Genomic DNA, 23,320 nt, shown 5'->3' on the forward strand with positions numbered 1-23,320 from the left:
TTGATCAGCTACCGCTCAGTTCTATCCAAACAGGTGCGTGGTCACTTGACTTTTCCCAACCACGAACATTCTTGTTTACTCCCGCCGCAATTAGGCAGCTTTCAAGTTGCGGACTTAGCAGAAAATGATCAATACGCAATCCAGCATCACGACCATAAGCATTTCTGAAGTAATCCCAAAAAGTATAGATCTTCTCTTCTGGATACAACTTCCTTATTGCATCTATCCAGCCCTGCCTTTTTAATTCCCTGAATGCCTCTCTTATCTCTGGTCGGAAGAGGGCATCGTCAACCCATCGCTCGGGCTTATACACGTCCATCTCCTCCGGCATCACATTATAATCACCTGCTAAAACAACAGGAATGCCAAGACTGATCAATTCCTTTGCATGGGCAGAAAAACTGCTGAACCAAGCGAGCTTGTACTCGAATTTCGGTCCCGGAATTGGATTGCCGTTAGGAAGGTAAAGGCAAGCAATCCTGATACCTGCAACATTCGCCTCTAAAAAACGGCTCTGTGCATCATCCGGATCCGAAGGAAGACCTCTCCTAACCTCCTCTATAGGTCCCACTTTTGACAAGATGGCTACCCCATTCCAACTTTTTTGCCCGTGCCACAAAGCTTCATAACCTGCATCTAAAATTGCTTGCTCGGGAAATTTCTCCTGTGGAGCTTTCAACTCCTGCAGACAGACTATATCAGGTGATGTTTCAGATAACCATCGCAACAAAACAGGTAACCGGCCATTTATTCCATTAACATTATAAGTAGCAATCTTCATAGTAAATCTTTTCTAGTACCCGCCTAATGTAAAGCCAATAAAAGCGAGTTGAATTCAAAAACTCTTCTATGGCTCTCCAATTATGTCAAACAGCCTGGCAAATAGAACTGTTTGTTTAATAAAGCTTTGTATCTCTACAATAGGACGGAGATATGAGGCCTTGGTTACACTGATTTCTTTACGTATTTGGTGAGAATAACAATAGTGTCGCCATTGATCTTCCCTTCAATTTGCCCCGCCTCCTCATTTACCAATTTTATCTTCCGCACAATTGTTCCTTTTGGCGCGATGTAATTGGTGCCCTTTACATTGAGGTTTTGAGTAAGAACAACAGTATCTCCGCCTTCAAGCACAGTACCGTAGCTATCTTTATGAATTATTTTGGCAGCATCCAACGCGTCTTCAGCTTCGGCCCATTCAACAAGAGCTTCATCCAGATATACTGAAGCTGCCGCATCCCTTGCCCATTCCTGATCAGAAAGCTTCGATAGTATTTTATAGGATAAAACTTGCACTGCTGGCACCTCGCTCCAGATACTACCCTCAAGACAGCGCCAATGATTGGTGTTCTCGTAGTGTCCCTCGGCTATCTGAATATCACAGTTTTCGCAGATCACGACCTGATTTTCTGGGATATCATCTTGTTTTGGAGGCACTGTATACGCTTTTAAGTTTTCGTCCTGATTTCCGCAAAGCTCGCAACTCTGATTACTTCTTTCCCGAAGTTGTGTAGTTATAGTCATTAGCGCAAAATTATATTATTAATGTAAGAATATCCTGAGGCGTTAAGAATCCTTATAGAAATCTTGCTTCTAAATCGGCCTAAAAAGGATCATTATAAATTTCTGATATTTGTGCTTCTACAGAAACTTGGAAAAGTAATAAGTGGACAATAAGCAGCTCTCCCATGAAAAGAAAATTAAGACCCGCTAAAGTATTTTATGCCTTCCTGATAATCCTGTCGCTTGCAAATATTCTTATTTACGCCACTGATACCACTTATATTTACAAGGCGCTTATCTATCAACAAGTTGGGATCGATGATTTAAATTTATTCTCTTCCCGGGAAGTGAAAAAAGGTTTAGCGGGGCAAAAATGGGCCCAGTCTAAGCAATACAATAAAAAGAAGCTTTCAGATACTTTAAGAAAAACACTAGAAGAAACTGAGTCTGTCGCCTTTCTGGTGATTAAAAACGATTCTATACATTACGAGAAATATTGGGATGGATATTCTGATACCTCCTTGTCTAATCCATTTTCAGTTACCAAGAGCATTGTAGGACTTCTTGTTGGGATAGCTATTGATGAAGGAAAAATTAATTCGGTTGAACAGCATGTTTCGGATTTTCTTCCAGAGTTTAAAGAGGGAAGAAAAGCTGAGATTACAATAAAACACCTTCTTCAGATGGCATCGGGCCTTGATTTTATGGAAAGTTATAATACTCCATTCAATTATACTACCGAATCGTATTACGGCGATGATTTAAAAAAGCTGGTTTCAAAACTGAAGGTAATAGAGGCTCCTGGTAGTGTTTATCGCTATAAAAGCGGAGATACACAGGTTTTGGGACTTATACTTGCAAAGGCTACGGGAATGACAATAAGTGAATACGCCTCACAAAAGCTCTGGCAAAAACTAGGTGTGGCACGGTCTGCCTTATGGAGCCTGGATAAAGTGAACGGGGTCGAAAAGGCATACTGCTGTTATTACACAAATGCACCCGATCTTGCTAAAATCGGCAAATTAATATTACAGAATGGAAAATTTAATGGAGAACAACTTATTAGCTCTGACTATCTAAAGGCCTCCCTGACTCCGAATAACCTTCCTGGTACTAATGGTTCCAAGACCAATTTCTACGGTTATCAGTGGTGGTTGCTAAACCGGAACGGCCAGGTGATCTATTGCGCGAGAGGACTAGCTGGCCAATACCTTATGGTAATTCCTTCCAGGAATATCATTATAGTTAGACTGGGCAAAAAGAGGAATCGCGAGAAGCAGGGAGAGTTCTCTACCGACATTTTAATATATGCAGATGAGGTAGTGAAACTTTTTGACTAGTCTCACCCCTATATCTACTTCCGAAATAACAGCGATCCGTCACCGTAGCTTAAAAAGCGGTAGTTTCTTTCGAGGGCGTGATTGTACACCATCCTCCAATCGTCGCCAATAAAAGCTGCAACTAACATGATCAAAGTGCTTTTTGGCTGGTGAAAATTTGTGGCGAGGACATTAACGATCTTCCATTCATACCCCGGCACTATAAGCAACTGGGTCCGGCACAGCATGGTCTCCTGTCCTGAATTTTTCAAAAATAACACGATAGCCTCTAAGGCTGCTTTTGCAGAAATTGATGAATCTAACTGATATGGATCCCATTGTCTTACCCCTACTTCATCTTCAGCTCTGAATAGCCCTTGATGAATTCTCAGCCCCAACCAGTATAGCGATTCGATTGTCCTTAAAGAGGTAGTCCCTACCGCTACAATTTCCCGGTCTATAGACGCAATTAACTTTTCGATAAACGCTTTTTCGACCACCAATTGTTCGGAATGCATTTCGTGTTCGGCAACCGTTTCTGTTTTAATTGGTTTAAAAGTTCCTGCTCCAATATGCAATGTAACGTAGTCTACTTCAATACTTTTCTCACGAAAACGAGCAAAAATCTCAGGAGTATAATGCAGGCCAGCTGTTGGGGCAGCCACAGAACCTTCGTGCTCTGCGTAGATTGTTTGGTACCGGGTTTTATCCTCTTCACTTAACTCACGTTTGATATAAGGTGGCAAAGGTATTTTACCGGCCCTCTCCAGGATTTCAGCGAATGTTAATGCTGCGGGTGTCCAAGCAAATTCGATAACAAAAGCATCCGACTCTCTTGATAAAAGCTTAGCAGACAGAACAATATTGCCTTCCGATCCAGGCATCTCTAAGCTGATCCATTCTTCCTTCCATTTCCTGAGCTCTCCCACCAGACACTTCCATTTCAAGGAACCCGTAACTTGCATTGCCTGATTAACCTCTACATGTTTATCGTGGGGCTCAAGGCAGAAGATCTCAATTGTTGCTCCGGTACTGGTTTTGAAGTGAAGACGGGCCTGAACCACCCGGGTGTTATTAAACACTAGTAGAGAACCTGGTACCAGAAACTCGTCAATGCGGTGATAAATACTATCTTCAATACTTCCGTCACGGTAAACCAGGAGCTTAGAAGAATCGCGCTGCTCTTTAGGAAAGGTAGCTATTCTATCCTGAGGAAGAGGATAATCGAATTCTTTTACCGGAATAGAAAAATCGTTAGAAATTGCAGGAGGTTCCATCCGGCAAAAATAGAAAAGGAATTATACTTGAGCACCTGAAAACAGCTAACAATTTTTGGAAATTTGAATGAAAGCTCTTAAGATAGTCAGTTTTTATGCTGGACAAAAGTGGCTGTTACCAACAACTGTCCTACATGGCGCATGGTATGTTCAGCAGAATGAAAGAGTAAGCCTAGCACATTAGAAGGCAAACCTGCCCTACCAACAGGTCTGAAATCTGTTAAACTTGATTCATCTGTTAATCTTAGCTGATCCAAGGCTTTGTCAATCTGAACCTCAAATCTTTTGACAAGGATATCTACTGTCAGATCTGGCCCCCTCTCTATTTTTTCAGCCGCCAAATCCTCAAACTGTTGTTCGCTTAATGACTCGTGTCTCGCGTAGGTAAAGAGCCTGTCAATTACTCCGGAAAGATGTTGAAGATGAAATGCACAGGAAGCCATTCCGGCCGGCTTCTCCCATAATAATACATCAGGAAACCCTCCCATTATTGATTTTACTTCCTCCCTTGCCTGTAGAAGTGCATGGGCCACGGGCTGTAATAAGGCTGGTATTTCCGGAACAGGTCCCCTTTGCCAAAATTCAGGCGCATCAATCTTAGCCATAGACTTTTTTCCAAAAGTATGCGAAGAAGTGTATCGCTCCAACAGTTTTCGTAATCCTTACATTTTCCTGAGACCCGCTCCTTATACTACCTCTTTATGCACCTGACTCATGCTCCAGTTGAAAGAAATGGCTTTAAACAGCAGAGAAAAATGAAGAAAACATATCCCCGTATTTTTCGGTACTTTTAACAATACGAACTTAAACACTAGTAAAATGAAATTGTCTCTATTCTTCCTTTGTGCAATTCCAATGTTTGCAATTATCGCTTGTGGTGAAAAAAGAACTAATAACTCGGCCAGGCAACAGTCGAACACTGTGGATACGGCCGGACAAGAATGTTATGTTGCTGTTTTTGATCAGGACACAGCCTATTTAAATTTCAATGCCACCGACAAAAAGAACGTATTGGGCAGGCTCTTGATCAACTACGGGAATAATCCTAAAAATGACGGCGAGTTTAAAGGAACTTTCAGGGGCGATACGCTCATCGCCGACTATACCTACACTGTTGGTACCTATAAGGAAAGAATCTTAAGAAATCCTCTGGCCTTTCTAAGACGGAACGATAGTCTTTTTCTTGGAATAGGAGAAATTGAAACACTTGCCGGAAGGCCGTATTTTAAACCAGGTTCCCCCATTAATTTTGATAAAGGCCGGTTTCGTTTCGCAAAAGGCAGTTGTAGGCAATAAGGATTATTTATAAAATATTACCTGCATTGTTTGAAGACCAAAACCTTATCACTTGCAATTTGACCTAAGCTCGGTTTTGTAACAGCACTTTTACATGCAAAGACCCATCAAACGCTCTTAACCATGACACCACGGGTTGCCGACTTATTCAGGAACTTCTAGGTTAGCGAAAGAAACTAACCACGTTCTACCAATACCTAATTAGCTAACAAACATTTCACTATATGGAAATTTCTACGTCCAATTTTTTAAAAAAATGTGCGGTAGTGGCAGCGTTTACGCTGGGAACTATTCATCACGCAGCATCACAAACACCTGCATTTCCTGGAGCTCTCGGCTTTGGTCGATTTGCTAAAGGGGCAAGAGCTGCTGCAAACAGAGAAGTCTACATTGTTACAAACCTTAACGACAGCGGTACAGGCTCTTTCAGAGATGCTGTAAGCAAACCCGGGCGAATAGTATTGTTCGCTGTTGGCGGTATTGTTAATCTTTTAACAGATGTGGTAGTATCAGCAAATACAACAATTGCAGGGCAGACAGCACCTGGTGATGGTATTGTGTTCTTCAACAAGCGTATTACGTTTACCGGAGCAAACGATGTTATTTGTCGCTACCTCCGTATCCGGCTCGGAGCTACCTCCAACTCAGGTAAAGATGCTTCGGGGTTAGCAAATGGAGCGAACATGCTTTTCGATCACATGTCCTTCACCTGGGCAATGGACGAGGTATTTTCCATTAATTGGGATGGCAAAGGTACATCGCCGGATAACATAACCATTCAAAATTCAATAATCGGGCAAGGTCTCCATCGTGAGAACCATTCTGCAGGCGGACTTATCCAAACCCCGGATGGTGGTAAAGTAAGCCTTGTTCAAAACCTTTACATAAGCAATAAAACAAGAAATCCTAAGGTAAAGGGGGTTAATGAATTTGTAAATAACGTGGTTTACAATTGGGGAAATGGAAACCGTTTAGGAGAAAACTTAAACTACGGATGGCAGGGCGACGCTTATATTATGGGGGGCTCGTCTGGAGTGTCAGAAGTGAATGTAATTAATAATTATTTTGTAGGCGGACCACTTACCCCTCCTTCCAGAACTACTCCTTTCTCCAGAGGCACCGGTACATTTAACATACATGGCTCAGGTAACTATTTTGATAATAATAAAAATGGAGTACTAGACGGCGCTGAAGTTCCTTTCGATTCAACTGGGTACCCAGGGATAACAGGTGAAGCATTTAAGTCGCAACCATTCAATTATCCTAACGCTGCTCCTGCCATGTCGGCGGCACAGGCCTATGAGTATATTTTAAGTAATGTTGGTGCTAACTACCCTCGACGGGATCAGGTAGATGCCTTACTTGTAGATGAAGTAAATTCAAGGGGAACCAAAGGATTATATGTATACACTGAAAAAGACATTCCATTCTCGAACGGAGGTCTGGGAGATGTTCATGGTGCTCCTGCCCCTCAAGATTCTGATAAAGATGGGTTGCCCGATACCTGGGAAGACCAAAACGGACTCGATAAGAATAATAAAGCAGATGCTGTTGCCTTTAGCACTGCCCAGCCAGAGTATTTAAATATCGAGGTGTATATAAATTCTCTTGTTAACACCCCTCCTCCGGCTTTCGTTAAGCCACCTTCGAATGTTACACTGGCTGCCACATCTCAGGAAAGCCCTTCTCCCACCAGCTCTGTTGTTATAAAATGGAATGATAATTCAACAGAAGAGGAATTTTTTGTACTAGAGCGGTCAAGCGATGGTGTTACCTATTCAGATATAGCTCATCCTACAGCAAATGCAGTTACCTATACAGATAATACCGGACTGATTCCTAATAGGACATACTACTACAGGATTAAGTCTGTTTCCGGAACAGAATCTTCCGCCTACAGTAATCCTGTATCTGTTTTAACACCACCAATAGCTTCAGCTCCTGTAGCTCCAACCTCCCCTGTTCCCAGCAATGGAAACCAGTATGCCACGCCAACAACCGGCAAAGTTACTTTGAAATGGAGCGGCAGCAACAATACACTAAAATACACCCTTTATCTTGGTACCGATACTGCTGCACTTATTCAGCAATCCGAGCTTGCCTATTCTGCTAGTCCTTCTTACACTGCTTCAGTCGCAGATAGCACTACTTATTTCTGGAGGGTTGATGCAACAAACGCAAAAGGTACCATACAGGGGCCGGTATGGTCATTCAGAACTCCTCCGGTTATTCCTGTGGGACTAGTGGGTCATTACGCTTTCGATGAAGCTACAGCAGAAGGAACAAGTGTTATTGACTCATCCTCTTATCAAAACAACGGACTACTGGGTCTGGATCCTGAAAAAGAGAGTATTCGCATCACAGGAAAACTTAAAGGTGCTTTGGATTTCAGCTCTGCGGCTACTGAAATGTACGTTGTGAGAATTCCCAACGAAGATCAGAACCACCTCGACAGAAACTCTTTCTCACTGGCGTTTTGGATGAAAGCGAAACCCTCGCTTCTCCCTCCGGATAACAATACTAGCTCTTACCTTTTGTGTAAAGGTTCCATTACCAGAAATGCGACAACCGGTGCAACAGGGAAACGCTTCGATATCGAATTTAAGAACAAACAGATCCGCTTTGCTTTAGATGACGATAACGATGCCGCAGGTGGCGGAAAAGACGAACTTCAGGCGAATGGCACCCCTTTCTTTACCGATAAATGGGTTCATGTTGTTGCTATTAGAGATGTAGAAAGTAAGCGTCTTAGAATTTACATGAACGGTGCTTTGTACGCTACAAGTAATATCTCCAGGTCTAATTCTGGCATTGGTGAACCTAGTGCCTTAATATTAGGCAACATAGGCGAACTTGAATTCTTAACTACCACCAATAAACCTGCGCCTTATAAAGGAATGCTTGATGAAGTGAGGTTGTACAATAAAGTTCTTTCTGATATAGAGATTAAAGGCCTGGCAGCAGCAAAAAACAATCAAATAATTACGTTTGCCGAACTTCCAGCAAAAGAAATTGGTGACGAGGCTTTTGCTTTGAACGCTACTTCAAGTTCAGGACTCCCTATCGAATATTCAAGCTCAGATACCACAGTTGCAAGGATTGAAAATGGTAAGGTTCATGTTCTAAAAGTGGGATACACGCATATTAAAGCGGGTCAAGCGGGAAATGATGATTATAATCCAGCTCCAGCCATATCAAGGATGCTAACAATTAACAAAAAAGCGCAGACTATTGATTTCGCCGCTCTGCCTCAAAAAGTTTATGGAGAACCCGATTTTACTTTGACAGCCAGTGCAAGTTCAGGTCTTCCGGTTGAATTCAATAGTTCTGACAGCACTGTAGCGAGAATATACGGAAATACAGTTCAGATAACAGGCATTGGTTCGGCTATTATAACGGCAAGACAAACAGGAAGTGATATCTATATTGATACCACAGCTAAACAAGTTCTTCTTGTTGTAAGAGACAGCATTGCTCCTTCAGTACCTGTCATTACATCGACATCAATTACTGATTCAACTGCAACTTTAAACTGGACTCCATCAACTGATTTAATTGGAGTAAAAGGGTATCATATCTATCAAAATGGAACCAGGATTTTTTCAGGTGAAGCAACGAACTATCATGTCTCCGGATTAAATGCTGCCACCACTTATACTTTCGCTATTTCGGCATATGATGAAGCCGCAAATGAATCAGATAAAGCACCAGTAATCCTTACCACACCAGATACTCAGGCTCCAACAGCACCTTCTGCGCTTACCTTCGATAAGACCAATAAACATCAGGTTCAACTGAACTGGAATCCGGCGGATGACAATGTTGGTGTAATTGGTTACAATATTTACAGAAATGGAATTCTGTTAAATGCAGAACTTATTACAATTAACAGTTACATAGCAGAGCGGCCTATTGGAAAAAATGTCTACGTTTTTACAGTAAAAGCGATAGACAATGCCGGAAATCTATCTTCAAGTAGTAACGAAGTTCGCGTTCAGAACGGGCATGCGGGAGATAAAGACAATGCTCTTGCCGCAGTAAATTCTGAGGACTTCTCTGGTATTCTATTTACAGATGCACTAAACATCTATCCTAATCCTTCTCAGGGAAAATTTAAGTTAAGTATCAACTCAAATGAAGATGGAAAAGTCTCTATTATCATCGTAAATACATCAGGATCAATTATCCGGTCTCTATCAGAAACAAAGAAAGGATCATTTGAGAAGGAAATTGAACTAAATAATCTCCCATCAGGGGTTTATTATGTTAAAGCTTCCTTAAACAAATTCAGCAGCTCAAAGGCTGTTGTCATTCATTAGTTGCTCTTTTATAAATACCAGGAAAGAACAAGGTCTTAATAAGCCTTAAATTGTAACCAGCCCTGTATAAAGCAGGTACCAAACGGCGACCAAGTCTACCAATTAATGGACTTAATCGCCGTTTTTCTTCATCCAGCCTCATAGAATCTTCATTTGACTTCATCCCCCCTTCGAGAGTTCTTCACATGAAGGGTTTTCTTCGACTGCGCTAGCTAAGCTCCGCCTTCGGGCTATAAACCCCGGCAATCTCTTCTTTATTCATCAGTATCACCTTTCCCTTCTCCTTCCCTATTCTTACCATTTCATCAGCGCCCGAAGATGCTCCGCCTATTCTCAATACCGCATCACAATGGTCTATTAACTGAATGGCTACAGGGTGGAAAATACGATTGAAAACTTCATCTCCTGGTTCCTTTGATCCTGCTGCTTCTATTAAAGGCAAGGCAAACCATTCACCTAAAACTGGCAGGTGCCCCATTTCATAAATTTCCAAGGCAGTATCAGTCATTGCCTTAACATTTGCAGCTATCAACGTAGGATCGTCGTTTGTTCCTGAGCGATAAGGTCCAGCTATAAGTATCATCATAGATCTACTCTTCATATTTGTTTCAGATTAAATTATTCAAATTAAGATGCATGATTGATCAATTGCAGGTTTGTCTCCAGAGCAAAAGACACAGCTGCTTTTGAATGCAAAAAAGTAGTATCGAAGCCTGGTATCGAGAAATCATTTTCACTAAGGAGTATTGGAATTTCAGTACAGCCAAGGATCACTCCTTCGGCGCCTGCAGCTTCCAATTTCTCAATGATCGTTAAAAATCGCTTTTTCGTTTCAGGGTAAAAGTGTCCCCGGCAAAACTCTTTTTTAATAGCCTGATCAATATATGCTCTATCCTCTACGCTAGGCACCACCGTTTCGATACAAAACTTCTCTAACAAACGTCCTTTAAAAAACTCTCTTTCCATGGTAGCATTTGTACCAATCAACCCAACCTTTTGCAGACCTTTTTCCAAAATTGCTTCTCCACAGGGATCAACTATATGAAGAAATGGAACATTAACACTAGTCTCTACTACATCAGCAATCATATGAACTGTATTACAGCATACCAATATGCACTCCGCTCCTGCCCGTTCAAGTTTCCTTGCTATCTCTGTAACCCTCCTGCCAACTTCCTCCCAATTACCTTTAGCACCAAGGCTTATATAAGGATCGTAATCCACGCTATACATAATTATTTCGGCGGAATGTACTCCTCCTAAACTAGCACCAACCATCTTATTGATGTGCTTGTAATAAATTGCGGAACTCTCCCAAGACATTCCGGCAATTAGTCCGATTTTTCTCATCTTTTTTGATTTTAGTTTTTGCTTTGAACCCGGTAGCCTTTATTAACAAGGTATACACCTGAAACAATAACGCCCGCAGCTACTATGGTGTAAAGGGTGATTGCCTCCTGTAGTATAAAAAATCCCAGTAATACGGCTACTATAGGATTCACATAGGCGTATATCGTCACCAGACCGACTGGAAGTTTTGAAAGGGCGTATAAATATGCCCCAAAGGCGGCTACCGATCCGATCAGGACCAGGTAGACCCAGGCAAAGAATGCCTGAGTGGATAAAGGTGGTAGCTCAGCATTGCGTTCAAACATTAAGCTCAGTAACAAAAGGCCTGAGCCTCCGATAAACAACTGAAGGGAAGCATTAACTAAAGGTTCGCTCTTACTCTTATTTCTCTGGGTATAAATAGTGCCCAGAGCCCAGGAAATACAGGATGCGATCGTGATCAGCATTCCGGCGAGGTACTCTTTGTTACGCAACTCGGCAAGGTGATTCTTAAAGATGACAAGTATTCCCAAAAGTCCGAAGCAGGTGCCGAGCAAAATTTGCCAGTTAAGTTTCTCCTTCCGCTTAAGTGTAAGATTAAGCAGGATAACATAAAGGGGAATCATTGAACAGATCAGCGCAGCTATGCCGCTGGGAATATACTGGACTGACCAGGCTACTATTCCGTTACCAAAGGTGATCATGCAAAGGCCGGGGACTATCTGCTGCTTCAACAGGGACCATTGCAACAGGGGCTTTTTTCCCATCAAAAATACAAGTAGAAATAGGATGAGGCTTGCTGCTAATTGCCTCATACCCATAAAAAGAAAAGGAGGAAAATCTTTTACCCCAACCCGTGCAGCCAGATAGGTAGTTCCCCATACTATGCAAATAAAAATAAGGGATAAATATGCCTTGGGATCTTTCTTCATCTGAACCTCTAATTTTTATTTCAAAAATGATGGAAAATAAAGAGGGAAAACAGATTCAGAATTTTTAATTTTGGACATAACAGATTCTTATGGATACAGCTGTTTTACCTTTGGAAGAAGACTTTTTATACAATCAACTTGCTGAAAAGCTGGAAAAAAACATACTTGATGGTGTTCTAAAAACTGGAGATAAACTTTTATCAGTAAGAGCATTAAGCAAAGAACAAGGCGTGAGTTTATCTACTGCCTTTAAGGCCTACACTCAATTGGAAATAAAAGGATTGGTTGAAGCGAGACCGAAATCAGGTTACTACGTGTCTTTCAGAAAAAGGAATTTCCAAGCGCCGGATAATAGTGTCCAGTTTGAAAAAGTACCTGAAGAAGCCAGCGTAGATGATATTGTTTCCATGGTATACCAAAGTTTGAACGCAGAAGGTCTTATTCGCCTTTCCATTGCTGTTCCTTCCAATGAATTACTTCCCGTAAGCAAGCTGAGTAAGACTATGGCGGAAGCTATCCGGGAAAGTAACGATAGCTGCCTCTCCTATGAGGCAACCCAGGGAAATTTACGATTGAGAAAACAGATTGCGCGATATGCTTTCAACTGGGGCGGTAACATTACAGAAAAGGATGTAGTAACAACTCAGGGCTGTATGGAAGCTTTGGTATTTTGTCTTAAAGCAGTTACAGAGCCTGGTGATACCGTGGCGATCGAAACACCTACCTATTTTGGTATTTTCAGTGTACTTCAAAGTTTAGGACTAAAAGTACTTGAAATACCTACTCATCCCGAAACAGGGATTAGTATAGAATATCTGGCTGGCGCAATAAACAAGGTCGACGTTAAAGCTTGTCTATTTGTTACCAATTTCACAAATCCTATGGGGTGTATACTGCCGGATGACAGGAAAAAGCAGTTGGTCGAACTTCTCGCTTCAAAAGATATTCCCCTAATTGAAGACGATATTTATGGTGAACTATATTTTGGAAAGGCTAGGCCACGAACTTGCAAAAGTTTTGATAAGAAAGGATTAGTCCTGCTTTGCTCTTCTGTGTCAAAGTCACTGGCGCCAGGCTACAGGGTTGGCTGGTGCATTCCTGGAAAATTTACAGAGAAGGTTATCAGCCTCAAACGTATGCATACCGTTTCTTCTGCCAACCCAACCCAAGCGGCAGTCGGACTGTTTATAGAAACCGGAAGGTTCGACCTGCACATGCGTAACCTTCGGAGGGAATTATACAAACAATGCCTTCTTTACACCCGCAGCATTGCGGAGCACTTTCCCGAGTCAACAAAGATCAGTCAACCTAAGGGTGGCTGCGTATTATGGATTGAACTGGATCAGAAGATTGATGCCTTTAAGTTGTTTCAGGCAGGCATGAAACATAATATAAGTATATCTCCCGGGCATATTTTCAGTACTGATGCCAGATTTAAAAATTGTATTCGTATTTCCTTTGGTATGCCCATTACGGCTGAAGTAGAACACGCAATTAAAATCCTCGGCATACTGGCAAAAGATATGTTGAAAGCGTAAAATTCTGCTACTTAACTTTTTTCTTTTCTACAATTGGAGGTTTAAGGTACTGTTTAAAGAAAGCATAAAGCTGGTTCAAAGGATCGGCCGTTTGCGGCACTGCATGTCCCTTTCCATAATTAACAAGGGTAGAGACAGGAACCTTCAATGATTCTAATTTCGATTTGAAATGCGCGATTTGATCCTGATAATATGCCTCATCATCCGTATTATAGAAGAAAAGAACAGGGGCTGTTGCCGAAGATTGAACAAGCCCTGCAGCCCCCATGGATTGCCATAGCTCATAATTTTTGTCGAGCGGGCCCCATACCCAGGGGCAACGTGTTTCCAGATTACCGTCACCGTCGCCTTTTACATTGTAGATCTGCGTATAATCAAATACTCCGGAACCTAAAGCTGCCGCCTGAACATCATCAGAAATACCTTTATTAAAACCAGCATTTTCAATATCAGGAACTTTCTTATCTCCAATAGCAAGAGATCCGGCAGTAGCCCCGCGGGAGAACCCATAAATTCCAATCCTGCCTGATAAATGCAGTTTGCCCCCCATTGCCCTTAAGGTTCTTATAGCGGATTTAACCTTTTGTGCGGCATCGGGATTGGTTTGAAAAGATTTATAGGCATCGTTTGGCCCGTTCAGAGGCTTTCCCTTACCCCACTGGCAATACTTGGGATGGTCAGCAATTGCCCAGGCGATACCGTTAGCGGGTGCACCTTCTAGAAATGTATCATTAAACCCGGCAAATGAATAGCCAAGATTAGCTCTTTGATCTCTGGTAGCATCCGTAAGCACTTTCTTAACAGGGTCATAAGTAGGATAACTATTACTGTAAGAAAAAGATAAAATTATGGGCACCTTCTTAGAAGCATTGGCGGGATATATGATGTCCATGTGTAAATTATCTCCCTCTGTATATTCAGCAGGGGTATTATAAACTGAGGGATCATCCTTAAAATAAGGTACGTTTCGCAGGATACGATATCCCTCGAACAATACGTATGATTTTGAAGTTGAGCAATCCTTGTAACCACAAAATGAACCTGAAGCTATTGAATCATTAATAGCAATTATGTCATTATTAATCAACGGGGAAACGGCAGCCGGATCCTTTTTGTAATTGAACTCAATTACACGGTATCCTTGTGAAAGCAGCCACCTTACATCCCTTGAATTACTATTCCTACCGATCTTCGTAAAGCTTAAATTCTCCAAATATATAACGGTTGCATAGTTTCCACTGAAATCCTTTACAGGCACAGGGGCCTCAGTTGATTTATAAGAGATTTCGGTACCGGTAGCTTTGCTTACCCATCTGCCAACACTGGCGAAACAATTTAATGAAAAACTTAAAAGCGTTAGGAACATGAGCAGGTGCTTATTCATGCGCAAAAATTTACGTCGCAAAGTAAAGCAAACTATCACTACTTAAACAATGAAAGTAAAAGTTGAAGGAATCCTGATCGGGTACAGAAATAAAACCTTTATAACCAGATGCTCAAAACAGAGGATAGATTTTTTGAAAGTTCTTCTTGACCTACAAAACTTAGCGAAGCCATCTCATTGAGGCTGCAAAAAACCCATCATTTACCTCAATAAAACAAATAGACTTTAACAAAAAAAGGAGCAGTTCCTAGTGAACGCTCCTAAAGCAAGCTCGAAAATGGCAGATATACTAAAGCTATTTATACTACTGCACGTCCTTTACAAAACGGACATTAAAACGGTCGGGCTGATTTGACTTAGCATAAAAGGTGGCATTATAACTTGTGAGGTTCCCACCCTCCATAATGGAGAAGGTTTTATCACTTGTAGTCCAAAACTCCGCGTTACTTCCCCCAGTTGGGTATGTATTATTAATACTATATCCGCCTGGATGAGCATCGAAGCCTGAAGCGTTGGTGCCGGCAATGTTATTCCAATTAGTTTTTGATGTTAAAGACTTCAACTTCTCTTTATTTGTCCATTGGCCATCTTTAAAAGTAACCCCAACAGATGCAAGAAGTTTACGGTAGTCCGCTTCAGTTGGCACCCTCCAGCCAGAAGGTAGCGCGAACTGCTGCACTTCCTCATAGGTGTAAAATTTACCATATTCCGGTTTACTGGTAGTTGCATCATTCCAAATGCCACCTTCACCAGAGTAATTTGTGTTTGTCCACAATTGATCTCCTATTTTCACAACATCATAAGCTTTATTGCCAATGGTTATCTTTTCTAATGGAGTTTCTTTTTCGGGCTCTTTTTCCGGTTCAGGATTATCCTTTTTCTTACAAGAAACTGCAAGAAATAGTGTGAATAAAATCAGGCTTAAAAACTTTGTTTTCATTACGTATTACAGAAAGGTTTTATCCTAAGCCATACGGGCTACGAAAACAAAGTGTAACAGAGTTAATAAAATTAATCAGGAACTCGCGCAGGGATTCGAGTGGATTTCTCTAAATTCGCCCCGTTGAAAAGCTACCTTACGTCGCCGTGAATCCAGTAATCCTCAAAACATTCTGTTGCTTTTGCCTGCTTCTTTCTTCCTTGGCCTGCCAAAAAAAAAAAGATACAAGCATTGCCTTCTATTACTGGAAAACATCTCTCGATCTTCAGCAAAAAGATGAGACCCTACTTAAGGAGACTTCAGCTGGGAAGATCTACCTTCGACTTTTCGATATAAGGTGGAACGAAGTTAAAGGATTAGCCTTACCCGCGGGAGTTATTAAATTCAAGCAAAAGCTTCCTAATTTGGCTGTTGTCCCCGTGGTATATATTACGAACAAAAGCCTTTCCCGTTTAGGTACCAAGGGTGTTGATTCACTCGCGACTAACACATTCCGGCTGTTACATAATATAATGACAAATCACAGGATCAGTTATGAGTTCATTCAAATTGATTGCGATTGGACTGAGGGAACGCGGGAGAAATATTTCAGATATTTAAAACGACTGAAACTGATCAGCAAGAAGCAACTGGAAGCCACCATTCGCTTACATCAGGTGAAATACAAAGAGAGAACTGGTGTACCTCCTGTAGAAAAGGGAGTACTGATGTTTTATAATATGGGCAAACTAAATGGCGACTTAAACACTCCTAATTCTATTTATAATAAGGACGATGCGTCAAAATATACTTCCTTCATCAGCAGTTATCCTTTGCAACTTGATGTGGCCCTTCCGCTTTTCTCCTGGCTGATTCAGGTTCGGGATAGTAAGATTTTGGGGTTGTATAGTCAGTTAACTTCTGATGAACTTATAAACACGGGAGGGTTCAGCGTCCACCCCAATTTCCTGGTCGCGAAGAAATCGTTCTTTTTCAAAGGCATATATGTAAAAGAAAAGGATATTTTTAAACTTGAAGAGACAAATGGAGAGATATTGCAACAAGCAGCAGAACAACTTTCTTCAGCTCTTCCCCAAAACAATAAACGAACAATAATTTTTTATGAACTCGGTAACCTCAACCATTCTACATTCAAGGCGAAAACGCTTAATGAAATATCTTCTCAGTTCTAGTGCATCTTTGCTAATTGCGGCTGGAGTAGCCTGGGCTTGTGGAGGAGGATACGAGGAGGATCCTTCTGTTTTCGCACCGGAATATTTTGTTGATCCCCAATTTAGTCCCTTCTTCTTTGAATCATCGCATAGGTTCTACAGTTCGGACAATTTGTATGAAAACAACGCTGAAGATAACAATAGGCGTTTCAATGAGGAAACTACAAGCGACTGGCATAGTTATTTAGGTAACTCCATAGCCAGGGGTGATCTTGAAACTTTACTTTTTACACTCTCATCAGCTGGGGTTGACTCGGTCGATCAGCTTCGATTAGGTAAGCTACGAAATCTTCCTTCTAATTATCCCAACCTGCCAGGTCCCAAGTTTAGAAAAAAGAAGATCGACCAGTTTTTTGAATATTTGAGACTTGCGAAGGAGGCTGAGAGCTATGCTGTGAACGAAGCCGACTACTGGTATGAGCCGGCGCCAAAGAAACCTGTAGATGGTAAAATAGAATCAAGGATAAAAACAGCATTTCAAACGGCGAAAGATCCTTTTCTGAAACAACGCTATTGGTTTCAATTGGTACGTTATTACTTTTATGCAGACATGGCATCCGAAAGCTCTGCCTACCCGGTAGAAGCAGCGTTTAACAGTTATATAAATTCGACAAAAAACAGTCTCTACTATCGGTCGCTCTCCTATTTGGCAGGCCATTACTACCATCAGAAAAAGTATGCTGAGGCCAACTATCTGTACAGCTTGTGTTATGACCATTCTTTCAAGATGAAAATCCCTTCTGCATGGAGTTTCCATCCTCAGGAGGAGCAGGACTGGAAACAAACATTGGCTTTGGCAAAAAACAAGGAGGAAGAGGTTACACTTTGGCACCTCTTGGGTATGGAACATGACCCGGTAAGAGCAATTAAAGAGATTGCCAAAAGAGATCCCAAATCAGAAAAAATGGACCTTCTATTAAGCAGGGTGGTTAATATAACTGAATATAATGGGTTAGACAGCTCTTATTCCTCTGGTATTATAAATAAGAAGACAGTAGACAATGACTTACATAGTATAGATTCTATTACCCGCTCGGCCTCTACAAATAAGCCATGGTTCTGGAACCTTGCTTCCGGGTACCTCCATTTTCTCAAAAAAGATTATAGAAATGCCTCTGCATTTTACGACCGGGCAGAAAAAGTGATACCAGTAAAGGATACCCTGGTAAATGCCCAATATAAGCTCCTAAAAACTCTTCTATTCGTATCTCAATTGAAAAAAATAGACGCAACAACAGAAGCTGCTTTGGTTGAACCACTTAATTGGTTAGCAGATCTTCGAGACCAAAAGAGGCAGTTTAAAGATCTGAGATATGCCGACGCCATGCTCCCGGTGACAAGTTCTATAGCCAACTTGTATAAATCACAGAAAGATGTTGTGAAGGCGGTTTGCTTTGAGGATGTAAAGGCCTTCTATACCAACAATTCGAACATCAATGCCTTAGAATCTATATTCCTCAAGAAAAACAGGACGGCATTTGAAAATGTGATGCTGAGGTATTATCCACATAAGCTGGAAGATCTTTATTATCACCAGGCATGCATGCTTACTTATCAGGAGAAGATCGATGAAGCGATTGCACTGATGGAAAAATCAGGAGAAAAAGGAGCCAAATTTGAGTTAGCAGGTAATCCATTTAACAGTCGCCTGAACGACTGCCATGACTGCGACCACGAGGCACCGCAAAAATTAAAATTCACCCCATTAAGCTTCTTAAAAGCTATAAAAGCAGCTAAAGACGAATTAAACTCAGGTAACAATAGTTTTAGGAACTCCTTTTTGCTTGCTAATGCCTATTATAATATGACGTATTATGGAAATGCGAGGCTTTTTTACCAGACGGATATAACAGGATATAGTGATTATAATGAAGAAGCCACTGCAGCAGAATTCCGGAAAACGTTCACCAACCAGGATGTCTGTCTTAAGTATTACCTCCGGGCAAGGCAGTTTGCACAGACAGATGAACAGCGGGCGCGCTGTACTTTCATGGCTAGCAAATGTGAGCGTAACCAGTATTATAATCAGGTGAACAATAAATCTTACAGCGATGATTATTCCTATTTTCCAGGAGGCAAATATTTCGCAGAACTAAAACAGAGGTTTTTAAACACAAAATATTATCAGGAGATTTTGAAAGAGTGCGGTTATTTCAGGTCTTATGTAAAGCCTTAAGTCTTCCCGCCACTTAAGACATGCGTTCGAGCTCCTATTTAAATATATTTTAACCTGCAATAGTATAAATAGTGCAGGTTATATTTCATCCTTGGTTTGTGGGCTTCTGGTGACTAAAGCTGTTTCTAGCCCGTTGGTAACAGAGTCTTTCCGTGAAGCTCATTTAGTACCTGGGCAATTGCAGCATAGATTGCAAGTCCTCCGCAAATAACCCCTTCATAACCTGCAAACGTTTTAATAGACGTATTTCCTGTAGCATCTCCCAGTGCCAATAGGAAAAAAAGAGCAGCCAAAGTAGCAAATACCAGCTGAAGAGCTCGATTCAGCTTTAGGGTACCGATAAACAACAAAAGAGTGAATATTCCCCATATTGTTAAATAAGCTACTAGTCCGGTTTCAGATACCGCGGTAGCTAGTCCGAGTTTCGGCAAGATCAATAGTCCTGCAAAAGAAAGCCAGAAGAAACCATAAGAAGTGAAAGCGGTAAATCCAAAGGTATTGTTCTTCTTACTTTCAATAATTCCAGCTATCACCTGAGCTATTCCCCCATAAAAAATACCCATGGCAATAATCATTGAATCAAGCGCAAAAAAACCTGCATTGTGAAGGTTCAGTAAAATGGTGGTCATACCAAAGGCGAACAAACCAAGCGGAGCAGGATTAGCATACTTAGTACTTAGAACGATTTCTTTTTCTTCTTTCATTGTAAAAAATTAAAGCCGAAATCTCGGCCTTTCTTTACAATGAAAATATGATGAAGATTTCAGTACGAAATGATATCAGTACTATTTTTATTATCAAAATACTAGTACTGGAAAACAGTTGTTTTTACAATCATGCAAACTAATTACCTTCAAACGGGAATGGCTTATTTGGAGGTCTGTTACTACCAGACCCTGTCTCTCTACCTTGTATACCGCTGTAATAATATTGCTCATACCCTGTTCTGTAGCCATTATCGTAAGCTTCCTTATAAATTCCAGTTTCAAAAGAGTTTATAGGCGTGCTGTTGTAAGTTAATCCATTATACCCAGCAGCATAGCCTCTACTAGCTCCTGTATTAAATCCTTGACTGTAATAAACTTGATAAAGATCATTAAAGTCAGGGGAGTCAGAGGCGTTAAGAACGGTGGAAGGAAGAGATGTAAAAAAAAGTAATACAAACATTAATGCTTTCATAAGTAGGTATTTTTGTTGTAATAGTTATCGCAACTTTGATATTTATTTTAGCAGGCAATAAAGGTAAAAAATCGAAAAGCAATGTACGGAAAACTTTTAAAAGGTTGAAAATTAAATAACTTTTAACATAACAATATTTAAATTTCAAACTCCGCATCAACTTCGAAGCGTAGCCTTTCCCTGGTCCTGGGATGATCGAACTCGAGATACTCGGCGTGAAGAAAAAGTCGTTCAGCTTTTGTTCCATATAGATCATCCCCTAAAATGGGAACATTTAGTCCCGATGGATGAGCTGCGTGCATTCTTAACTGATGGGTTCTGCCTGTTATTGGGTAGAAATGAATAAAGGTTTTGCCATCAACTATCTTCTGTACCTCAAACTTCGTTTGCGCAGGCTTGCCATATTCATAACAGACCATTTGCTGAGGGCGATTATCGAGATCAACACGCAAAGGAAGGTCTATTATACCGCTATCCTTATCTACTACACCATTAAGAACAGCGTGATATCGTTTTAAAACAGTTTTTTGGAGAAATTGCTTCTGAAGATGAACGTAGCTTTCATGGTTCTTTCCGATAAGTATAATGCCCGAAGTACTCTGATCTAAACGGTGTACCAAAATCGCTTCCGGATATCTTGCTTTAATCCGGGTTTGTACAGAATCTTTTACGTAACGACCAGGGACGGACAAAAACTCAGCAGGCTTGTTAACTACTATAAGATCGTCGTCCTCAAACACAATGGTCATTTCTTTCCCCTCTGCAGGATTATTCTCTAAGGGATTATCGTCTACCTCTAATCCCTCAAGCATAAAGCCTAGAATAGGAAGACATTTGGACCTGCAGGCAGGATAAAATTCGCCATGTTTACGAACCTCTGACTTAGGCGATTGTCCCCACCAAAACTCAGCCATAGTAACGGGCTGCAGATTATGAAGATAAGCATACTGTAAAAGTTTAGGAGCAGCACACTCTCCTGCCCCGGCGGGAGGCACAAGCCCAAGGTCTTCCGTGAAGATAGATAATAAGCTTTTCCAGTCTTTCTTAGCGTTCACGAACTTGTAACTCTCAAAAAGCTGCCTTTGTAATTGTGCCGAGGCCTGTTTCCGATCCTCCTTCAACTGCTCAATCTTCTCCAGGTGAGCACTCAAAGCAATTTCAAGATCCTTAAGTTTAGCCTCCCATGATCTGCTTATCACTCTTAGATCATATTGCTGTTTCAAACTTTCATTCTTCAGCTGCTCCAGAAACGGTTCCAGGGCCTCCGGTGACAAATTCAGCTGAGCCTCTTTCCTTCGTTTATGACGCTCCTTTTTTAGAATTCTATGTTGGGTCTTGAGCTCTCCTATTTCCAGTTCAGCGAGGCCTTTTGTTTGCTCGAGCTGTGCTTTCAAACTCAGGTAGCTCTCATTCCGCTCCAACGCCTCAAGGGCCTCATTTAAAGCTGTCACTCCCTTTACCTCAGTAAGGTACATCCCGTTTTCTTGAAACACTTCGTAAACTGGCGGAACAAAATAAGGATGCTGCTTTCCCTGAGCCAGCTTTCCAGAATAGGCTGCCAGAAATCCCAATTCGTTTTCAGGTGTTCTAACTACCAATACTCCGAACATTTTTCCAATAACCATTCCCTGGTGTTCAGGATCAATACCAAAGTTATGCTCGTTATCGTACGATTGATTTAGAAATTCCTGAACCTGGCCTGCAGCAATTTTGGCAAGAGGATGAGCCTCATAACAGAACGGATAATTAAACTTCCTGGGTGACGGCAGCGTTGAAATGTCTTGTATAAAAGGATGAAAGGCTGCCAGCTTCGTCTTCACGTATTCCACGGGTTAAAAATACTGGCTTTATGCTTATTGGAAAAGCTTCGGGCAAAAATATTTGTACAGGCTAAAAGGCGGTTCTCATTCCCAGGGAAGAAGGCTCCCCTCAAGAAAAAAAGGCTGTATTAAGCAATCGCCTAACACAGCCTTTTAATGCTATAATTAATAAGATGTATTTAACTATACGCGCGTTCTATCACTACTCCACTCTCTGTCGAAGTAGTCAGCGTCTTCCTGGCTTCTAGGAGTTACTCCCATTACGATTCCACCATCTTTAATTCCTGATTCGTATTCTTTAGCACGATCTTCAGGAATACCTGATCCGATCAAAGCTCCAACTAAACCGCCAGTTAAACCACCAGCACCTGCACCTGCTAATCCAGCAACCAATGGACCAGCTACCAGTAAACCTAAGCCTGGTAAGGCCACTGATGTTCCGATAGCAGCGATAGCACCGATAATTGCACCAGCAGTACCACCGATCGCAGAACCTGTACCAGCACCTTCTAATGCTTTATTTCCTAATTCTGAATCATGGTCTGAATTCTCGAAATGTTTTTTTCTTGTTTCATCAGACATAATCAGGTTAATCTCCTCCTGGCTATAACCTCTGTCTCTCAATGATTGAAAAGCTTGTTCCGCGCTTTCACGATCTCTGTAAAGGTTTGTTCTTAGTCCGTAAGAACCATTAGTGTTGTTTTCCATAGTCTTAAAAGTAGATTACTATTGTCCCTATTCAACTAAGTAAGCACCAAGATGTTTTTTATTTTTCTTTTTAAAATTAAAACAAAGCGATAAAACTTTGCTTTAGACAAGAGATAAAAATCTATTGAAAAAATTATGAAAAACATTTTCAAAACCTTGTTTTGCGCAATGGCTGTATCGTTAACAATTGCAGCATGTAGCTCTAACAAACAATCAGAAGGCGGAGAATCAGAAGCTTCTGGTGAAACAAACATGGGAGATACTGCTGTTGTAATGGACAACGATAGCCTCGCAGATGCTCCAACAGTTGTTGATTCATTAAACAAATAATAACCTGCGAGGGTAGGTTTACAGGTCGTTTTTCAATAAGACGACCTGTTATCTTTTAA

The 23,320-nt window shown here is 41.2% G+C and carries 20 protein-coding genes; 7 read left to right on the plus strand and 13 right to left on the minus strand.

The window, feature by feature from the left end:
* Window positions 1-4: 4 nt before the first annotated feature.
* Both xth and J4N25_RS02770 read right to left on the minus strand, forming a co-directional pair.
* Window positions 5-781 (minus strand): exodeoxyribonuclease III, encoded by a 777-nt coding sequence (xth, locus tag J4N25_RS02765; RefSeq protein WP_207420612.1) that lies wholly within the window; start codon window positions 779-781, stop codon window positions 5-7.
* A 164-nt stretch (window positions 782-945) separates the two neighbouring features.
* Window positions 946-1,524, minus strand: a complete 579-nt coding sequence (locus J4N25_RS02770) for an alkylphosphonate utilization protein (RefSeq protein WP_207420613.1) — start codon at window positions 1,522-1,524, stop codon at window positions 946-948.
* 164 nt (window positions 1,525-1,688) lie between these two features.
* Here J4N25_RS02770 and J4N25_RS02775 point away from each other — a divergent pair, with 164 nt between their 5' ends.
* Window positions 1,689-2,843, plus strand: a complete 1,155-nt coding sequence (locus J4N25_RS02775) for a serine hydrolase domain-containing protein (RefSeq protein ID WP_207420614.1) — start codon at window positions 1,689-1,691, stop codon at window positions 2,841-2,843.
* Between the two features lie 14 nt (window positions 2,844-2,857).
* Here the strand turns inward: J4N25_RS02775 and J4N25_RS02780 are convergent, their stop codons facing one another.
* Both J4N25_RS02780 and J4N25_RS02785 read right to left on the minus strand, forming a co-directional pair.
* Window positions 2,858-4,099, minus strand: a complete 1,242-nt coding sequence (locus J4N25_RS02780; protein ID WP_207420615.1) for an S-adenosylmethionine:tRNA ribosyltransferase-isomerase — start codon at window positions 4,097-4,099, stop codon at window positions 2,858-2,860.
* A gap of 86 nt (window positions 4,100-4,185) precedes the next feature.
* Window positions 4,186-4,704 (minus strand): DinB family protein, encoded by a 519-nt coding sequence (locus tag J4N25_RS02785; protein ID WP_207420616.1) that lies wholly within the window; start codon window positions 4,702-4,704, stop codon window positions 4,186-4,188.
* Between the two features lie 214 nt (window positions 4,705-4,918).
* On the opposite strand from J4N25_RS02785, the gene J4N25_RS02790 reads away from it, so the two are divergent.
* The gene (locus tag J4N25_RS02790; RefSeq protein ID WP_207420617.1) at window positions 4,919-5,395 is read left to right on the plus strand and encodes a hypothetical protein; all 477 of its coding nucleotides are present in this window, start codon (window positions 4,919-4,921) and stop codon (window positions 5,393-5,395) included.
* Window positions 5,396-5,661: 266 nt separating this feature from the next.
* The gene (locus tag J4N25_RS27070; RefSeq protein ID WP_207420618.1) at window positions 5,662-9,714 is read left to right on the plus strand and encodes a LamG-like jellyroll fold domain-containing protein; all 4,053 of its coding nucleotides are present in this window, start codon (window positions 5,662-5,664) and stop codon (window positions 9,712-9,714) included.
* Window positions 9,715-9,922: 208 nt separating this feature from the next.
* Here J4N25_RS27070 and J4N25_RS02800 read toward each other — a convergent pair whose 3' ends face one another.
* From J4N25_RS02800 to J4N25_RS02810, 3 genes are read right to left on the minus strand one after another with little or no spacing between them, the layout of a single operon-like run.
* Window positions 9,923-10,315, minus strand: coding sequence for a DUF4406 domain-containing protein (locus tag J4N25_RS02800; protein WP_242695760.1), 393 nt, complete (start codon window positions 10,313-10,315; stop codon window positions 9,923-9,925).
* Window positions 10,316-10,341: 26 nt separating this feature from the next.
* Window positions 10,342-11,064: an aspartate/glutamate racemase family protein gene (locus tag J4N25_RS02805; protein ID WP_207420619.1), complete on the minus strand. Its 723-nt coding sequence runs from the start codon at window positions 11,062-11,064 to the stop codon at window positions 10,342-10,344.
* Between the two features lie 11 nt (window positions 11,065-11,075).
* Window positions 11,076-11,975 (minus strand): DMT family transporter, encoded by a 900-nt coding sequence (locus J4N25_RS02810; RefSeq protein WP_207420620.1) that lies wholly within the window; start codon window positions 11,973-11,975, stop codon window positions 11,076-11,078.
* An 89-nt stretch (window positions 11,976-12,064) separates the two neighbouring features.
* On the opposite strand from J4N25_RS02810, the gene J4N25_RS02815 reads away from it, so the two are divergent.
* Complete coding sequence (locus tag J4N25_RS02815) at window positions 12,065-13,513, plus strand: aminotransferase-like domain-containing protein (protein ID WP_207420621.1); 1,449 nt, start codon at window positions 12,065-12,067, stop codon at window positions 13,511-13,513.
* Between the two features lie 7 nt (window positions 13,514-13,520).
* Here the strand turns inward: J4N25_RS02815 and J4N25_RS02820 are convergent, their stop codons facing one another.
* Entirely contained in the window at window positions 13,521-14,897 is a 1,377-nt protein-coding gene (locus J4N25_RS02820) for an alpha/beta hydrolase family protein (RefSeq protein ID WP_207420622.1), read from the minus strand.
* A gap of 304 nt (window positions 14,898-15,201) precedes the next feature.
* The gene (locus tag J4N25_RS02825; RefSeq protein WP_207420623.1) at window positions 15,202-15,837 is read right to left on the minus strand and encodes an FISUMP domain-containing protein; all 636 of its coding nucleotides are present in this window, start codon (window positions 15,835-15,837) and stop codon (window positions 15,202-15,204) included.
* 200 nt (window positions 15,838-16,037) lie between these two features.
* On the opposite strand from J4N25_RS02825, the gene J4N25_RS02830 reads away from it, so the two are divergent.
* Both J4N25_RS02830 and J4N25_RS02835 read left to right on the plus strand, forming a co-directional pair.
* Window positions 16,038-17,009, plus strand: a complete 972-nt coding sequence (locus J4N25_RS02830) for a hypothetical protein (RefSeq protein WP_207420624.1) — start codon at window positions 16,038-16,040, stop codon at window positions 17,007-17,009.
* Entirely contained in the window at window positions 16,987-19,224 is a 2,238-nt protein-coding gene (locus J4N25_RS02835) for a hypothetical protein (protein WP_207420625.1), read from the plus strand. The genes J4N25_RS02830 and J4N25_RS02835 overlap by 23 nt, the downstream gene beginning before the upstream one ends.
* A 125-nt stretch (window positions 19,225-19,349) precedes the next feature.
* Here J4N25_RS02835 and J4N25_RS02840 read toward each other — a convergent pair whose 3' ends face one another.
* The 4 genes from J4N25_RS02840 to J4N25_RS02855 all read right to left on the minus strand — a co-directional run bounded on the left by J4N25_RS02840 (window position 19,350) and on the right by J4N25_RS02855 (window position 22,931).
* A complete protein-coding gene (locus tag J4N25_RS02840; protein ID WP_207420626.1) occupies window positions 19,350-19,928 on the minus strand; it encodes an acetate uptake transporter in 579 nt (192 codons plus the stop codon).
* Between the two features lie 139 nt (window positions 19,929-20,067).
* Window positions 20,068-20,403: a hypothetical protein gene (locus J4N25_RS02845; RefSeq protein ID WP_207420627.1), complete on the minus strand. Its 336-nt coding sequence runs from the start codon at window positions 20,401-20,403 to the stop codon at window positions 20,068-20,070.
* 137 nt (window positions 20,404-20,540) lie between these two features.
* Window positions 20,541-22,232, minus strand: coding sequence for an RluA family pseudouridine synthase (locus J4N25_RS02850; protein WP_369410818.1), 1,692 nt, complete (start codon window positions 22,230-22,232; stop codon window positions 20,541-20,543).
* A gap of 174 nt (window positions 22,233-22,406) precedes the next feature.
* A complete protein-coding gene (locus tag J4N25_RS02855; protein ID WP_207420628.1) occupies window positions 22,407-22,931 on the minus strand; it encodes a hypothetical protein in 525 nt (174 codons plus the stop codon).
* A 135-nt stretch (window positions 22,932-23,066) separates the two neighbouring features.
* Between J4N25_RS02855 and J4N25_RS02860 the strand changes: the two genes are divergently transcribed.
* On the plus strand, window positions 23,067-23,261 hold the full coding sequence (locus J4N25_RS02860) for a hypothetical protein (RefSeq protein WP_207420629.1): 195 nt from the start codon (window positions 23,067-23,069) through the stop codon (window positions 23,259-23,261).
* Window positions 23,262-23,320 lie beyond the last annotated feature (59 nt).

This window comes from Desertivirga brevis, from assembly GCF_017355835.1.

Coding starts and splice junctions, on each gene's coding strand:
- J4N25_RS02770 (WP_207420613.1), bottom strand. CDS start 1,524: ATGACTATAACTACACAACTTCGGGAAAGAAGTAATCAGAGTTGCGAG.
- J4N25_RS02810 (WP_207420620.1), bottom strand. CDS start 11,975: ATGAAGAAAGATCCCAAGGCATATTTATCCCTTATTTTTATTTGCATA.
- J4N25_RS02790 (WP_207420617.1), top strand. CDS start 4,919: ATGAAATTGTCTCTATTCTTCCTTTGTGCAATTCCAATGTTTGCAATT.
- J4N25_RS02835 (WP_207420625.1), top strand. CDS start 16,987: ATGAAATATCTTCTCAGTTCTAGTGCATCTTTGCTAATTGCGGCTGGA.
- J4N25_RS02815 (WP_207420621.1), top strand. CDS start 12,065: ATGGATACAGCTGTTTTACCTTTGGAAGAAGACTTTTTATACAATCAA.
- J4N25_RS02775 (WP_207420614.1), top strand. CDS start 1,689: ATGAAAAGAAAATTAAGACCCGCTAAAGTATTTTATGCCTTCCTGATA.
- J4N25_RS02845 (WP_207420627.1), bottom strand. CDS start 20,403: ATGAAAGCATTAATGTTTGTATTACTTTTTTTTACATCTCTTCCTTCC.
- J4N25_RS02825 (WP_207420623.1), bottom strand. CDS start 15,837: ATGAAAACAAAGTTTTTAAGCCTGATTTTATTCACACTATTTCTTGCA.
- J4N25_RS02800 (WP_242695760.1), bottom strand. CDS start 10,315: ATGAAGAGTAGATCTATGATGATACTTATAGCTGGACCTTATCGCTCA.
- J4N25_RS02780 (WP_207420615.1), bottom strand. CDS start 4,099: ATGGAACCTCCTGCAATTTCTAACGATTTTTCTATTCCGGTAAAAGAA.
- J4N25_RS02805 (WP_207420619.1), bottom strand. CDS start 11,064: ATGAGAAAAATCGGACTAATTGCCGGAATGTCTTGGGAGAGTTCCGCA.
- J4N25_RS02820 (WP_207420622.1), bottom strand. CDS start 14,897: ATGAATAAGCACCTGCTCATGTTCCTAACGCTTTTAAGTTTTTCATTA.
- J4N25_RS02840 (WP_207420626.1), bottom strand. CDS start 19,928: ATGAAAGAAGAAAAAGAAATCGTTCTAAGTACTAAGTATGCTAATCCT.
- J4N25_RS02855 (WP_207420628.1), bottom strand. CDS start 22,931: ATGGAAAACAACACTAATGGTTCTTACGGACTAAGAACAAACCTTTAC.
- xth (WP_207420612.1), bottom strand. CDS start 781: ATGAAGATTGCTACTTATAATGTTAATGGAATAAATGGCCGGTTACCT.
- J4N25_RS02785 (WP_207420616.1), bottom strand. CDS start 4,704: ATGGCTAAGATTGATGCGCCTGAATTTTGGCAAAGGGGACCTGTTCCG.
- J4N25_RS02860 (WP_207420629.1), top strand. CDS start 23,067: ATGAAAAACATTTTCAAAACCTTGTTTTGCGCAATGGCTGTATCGTTA.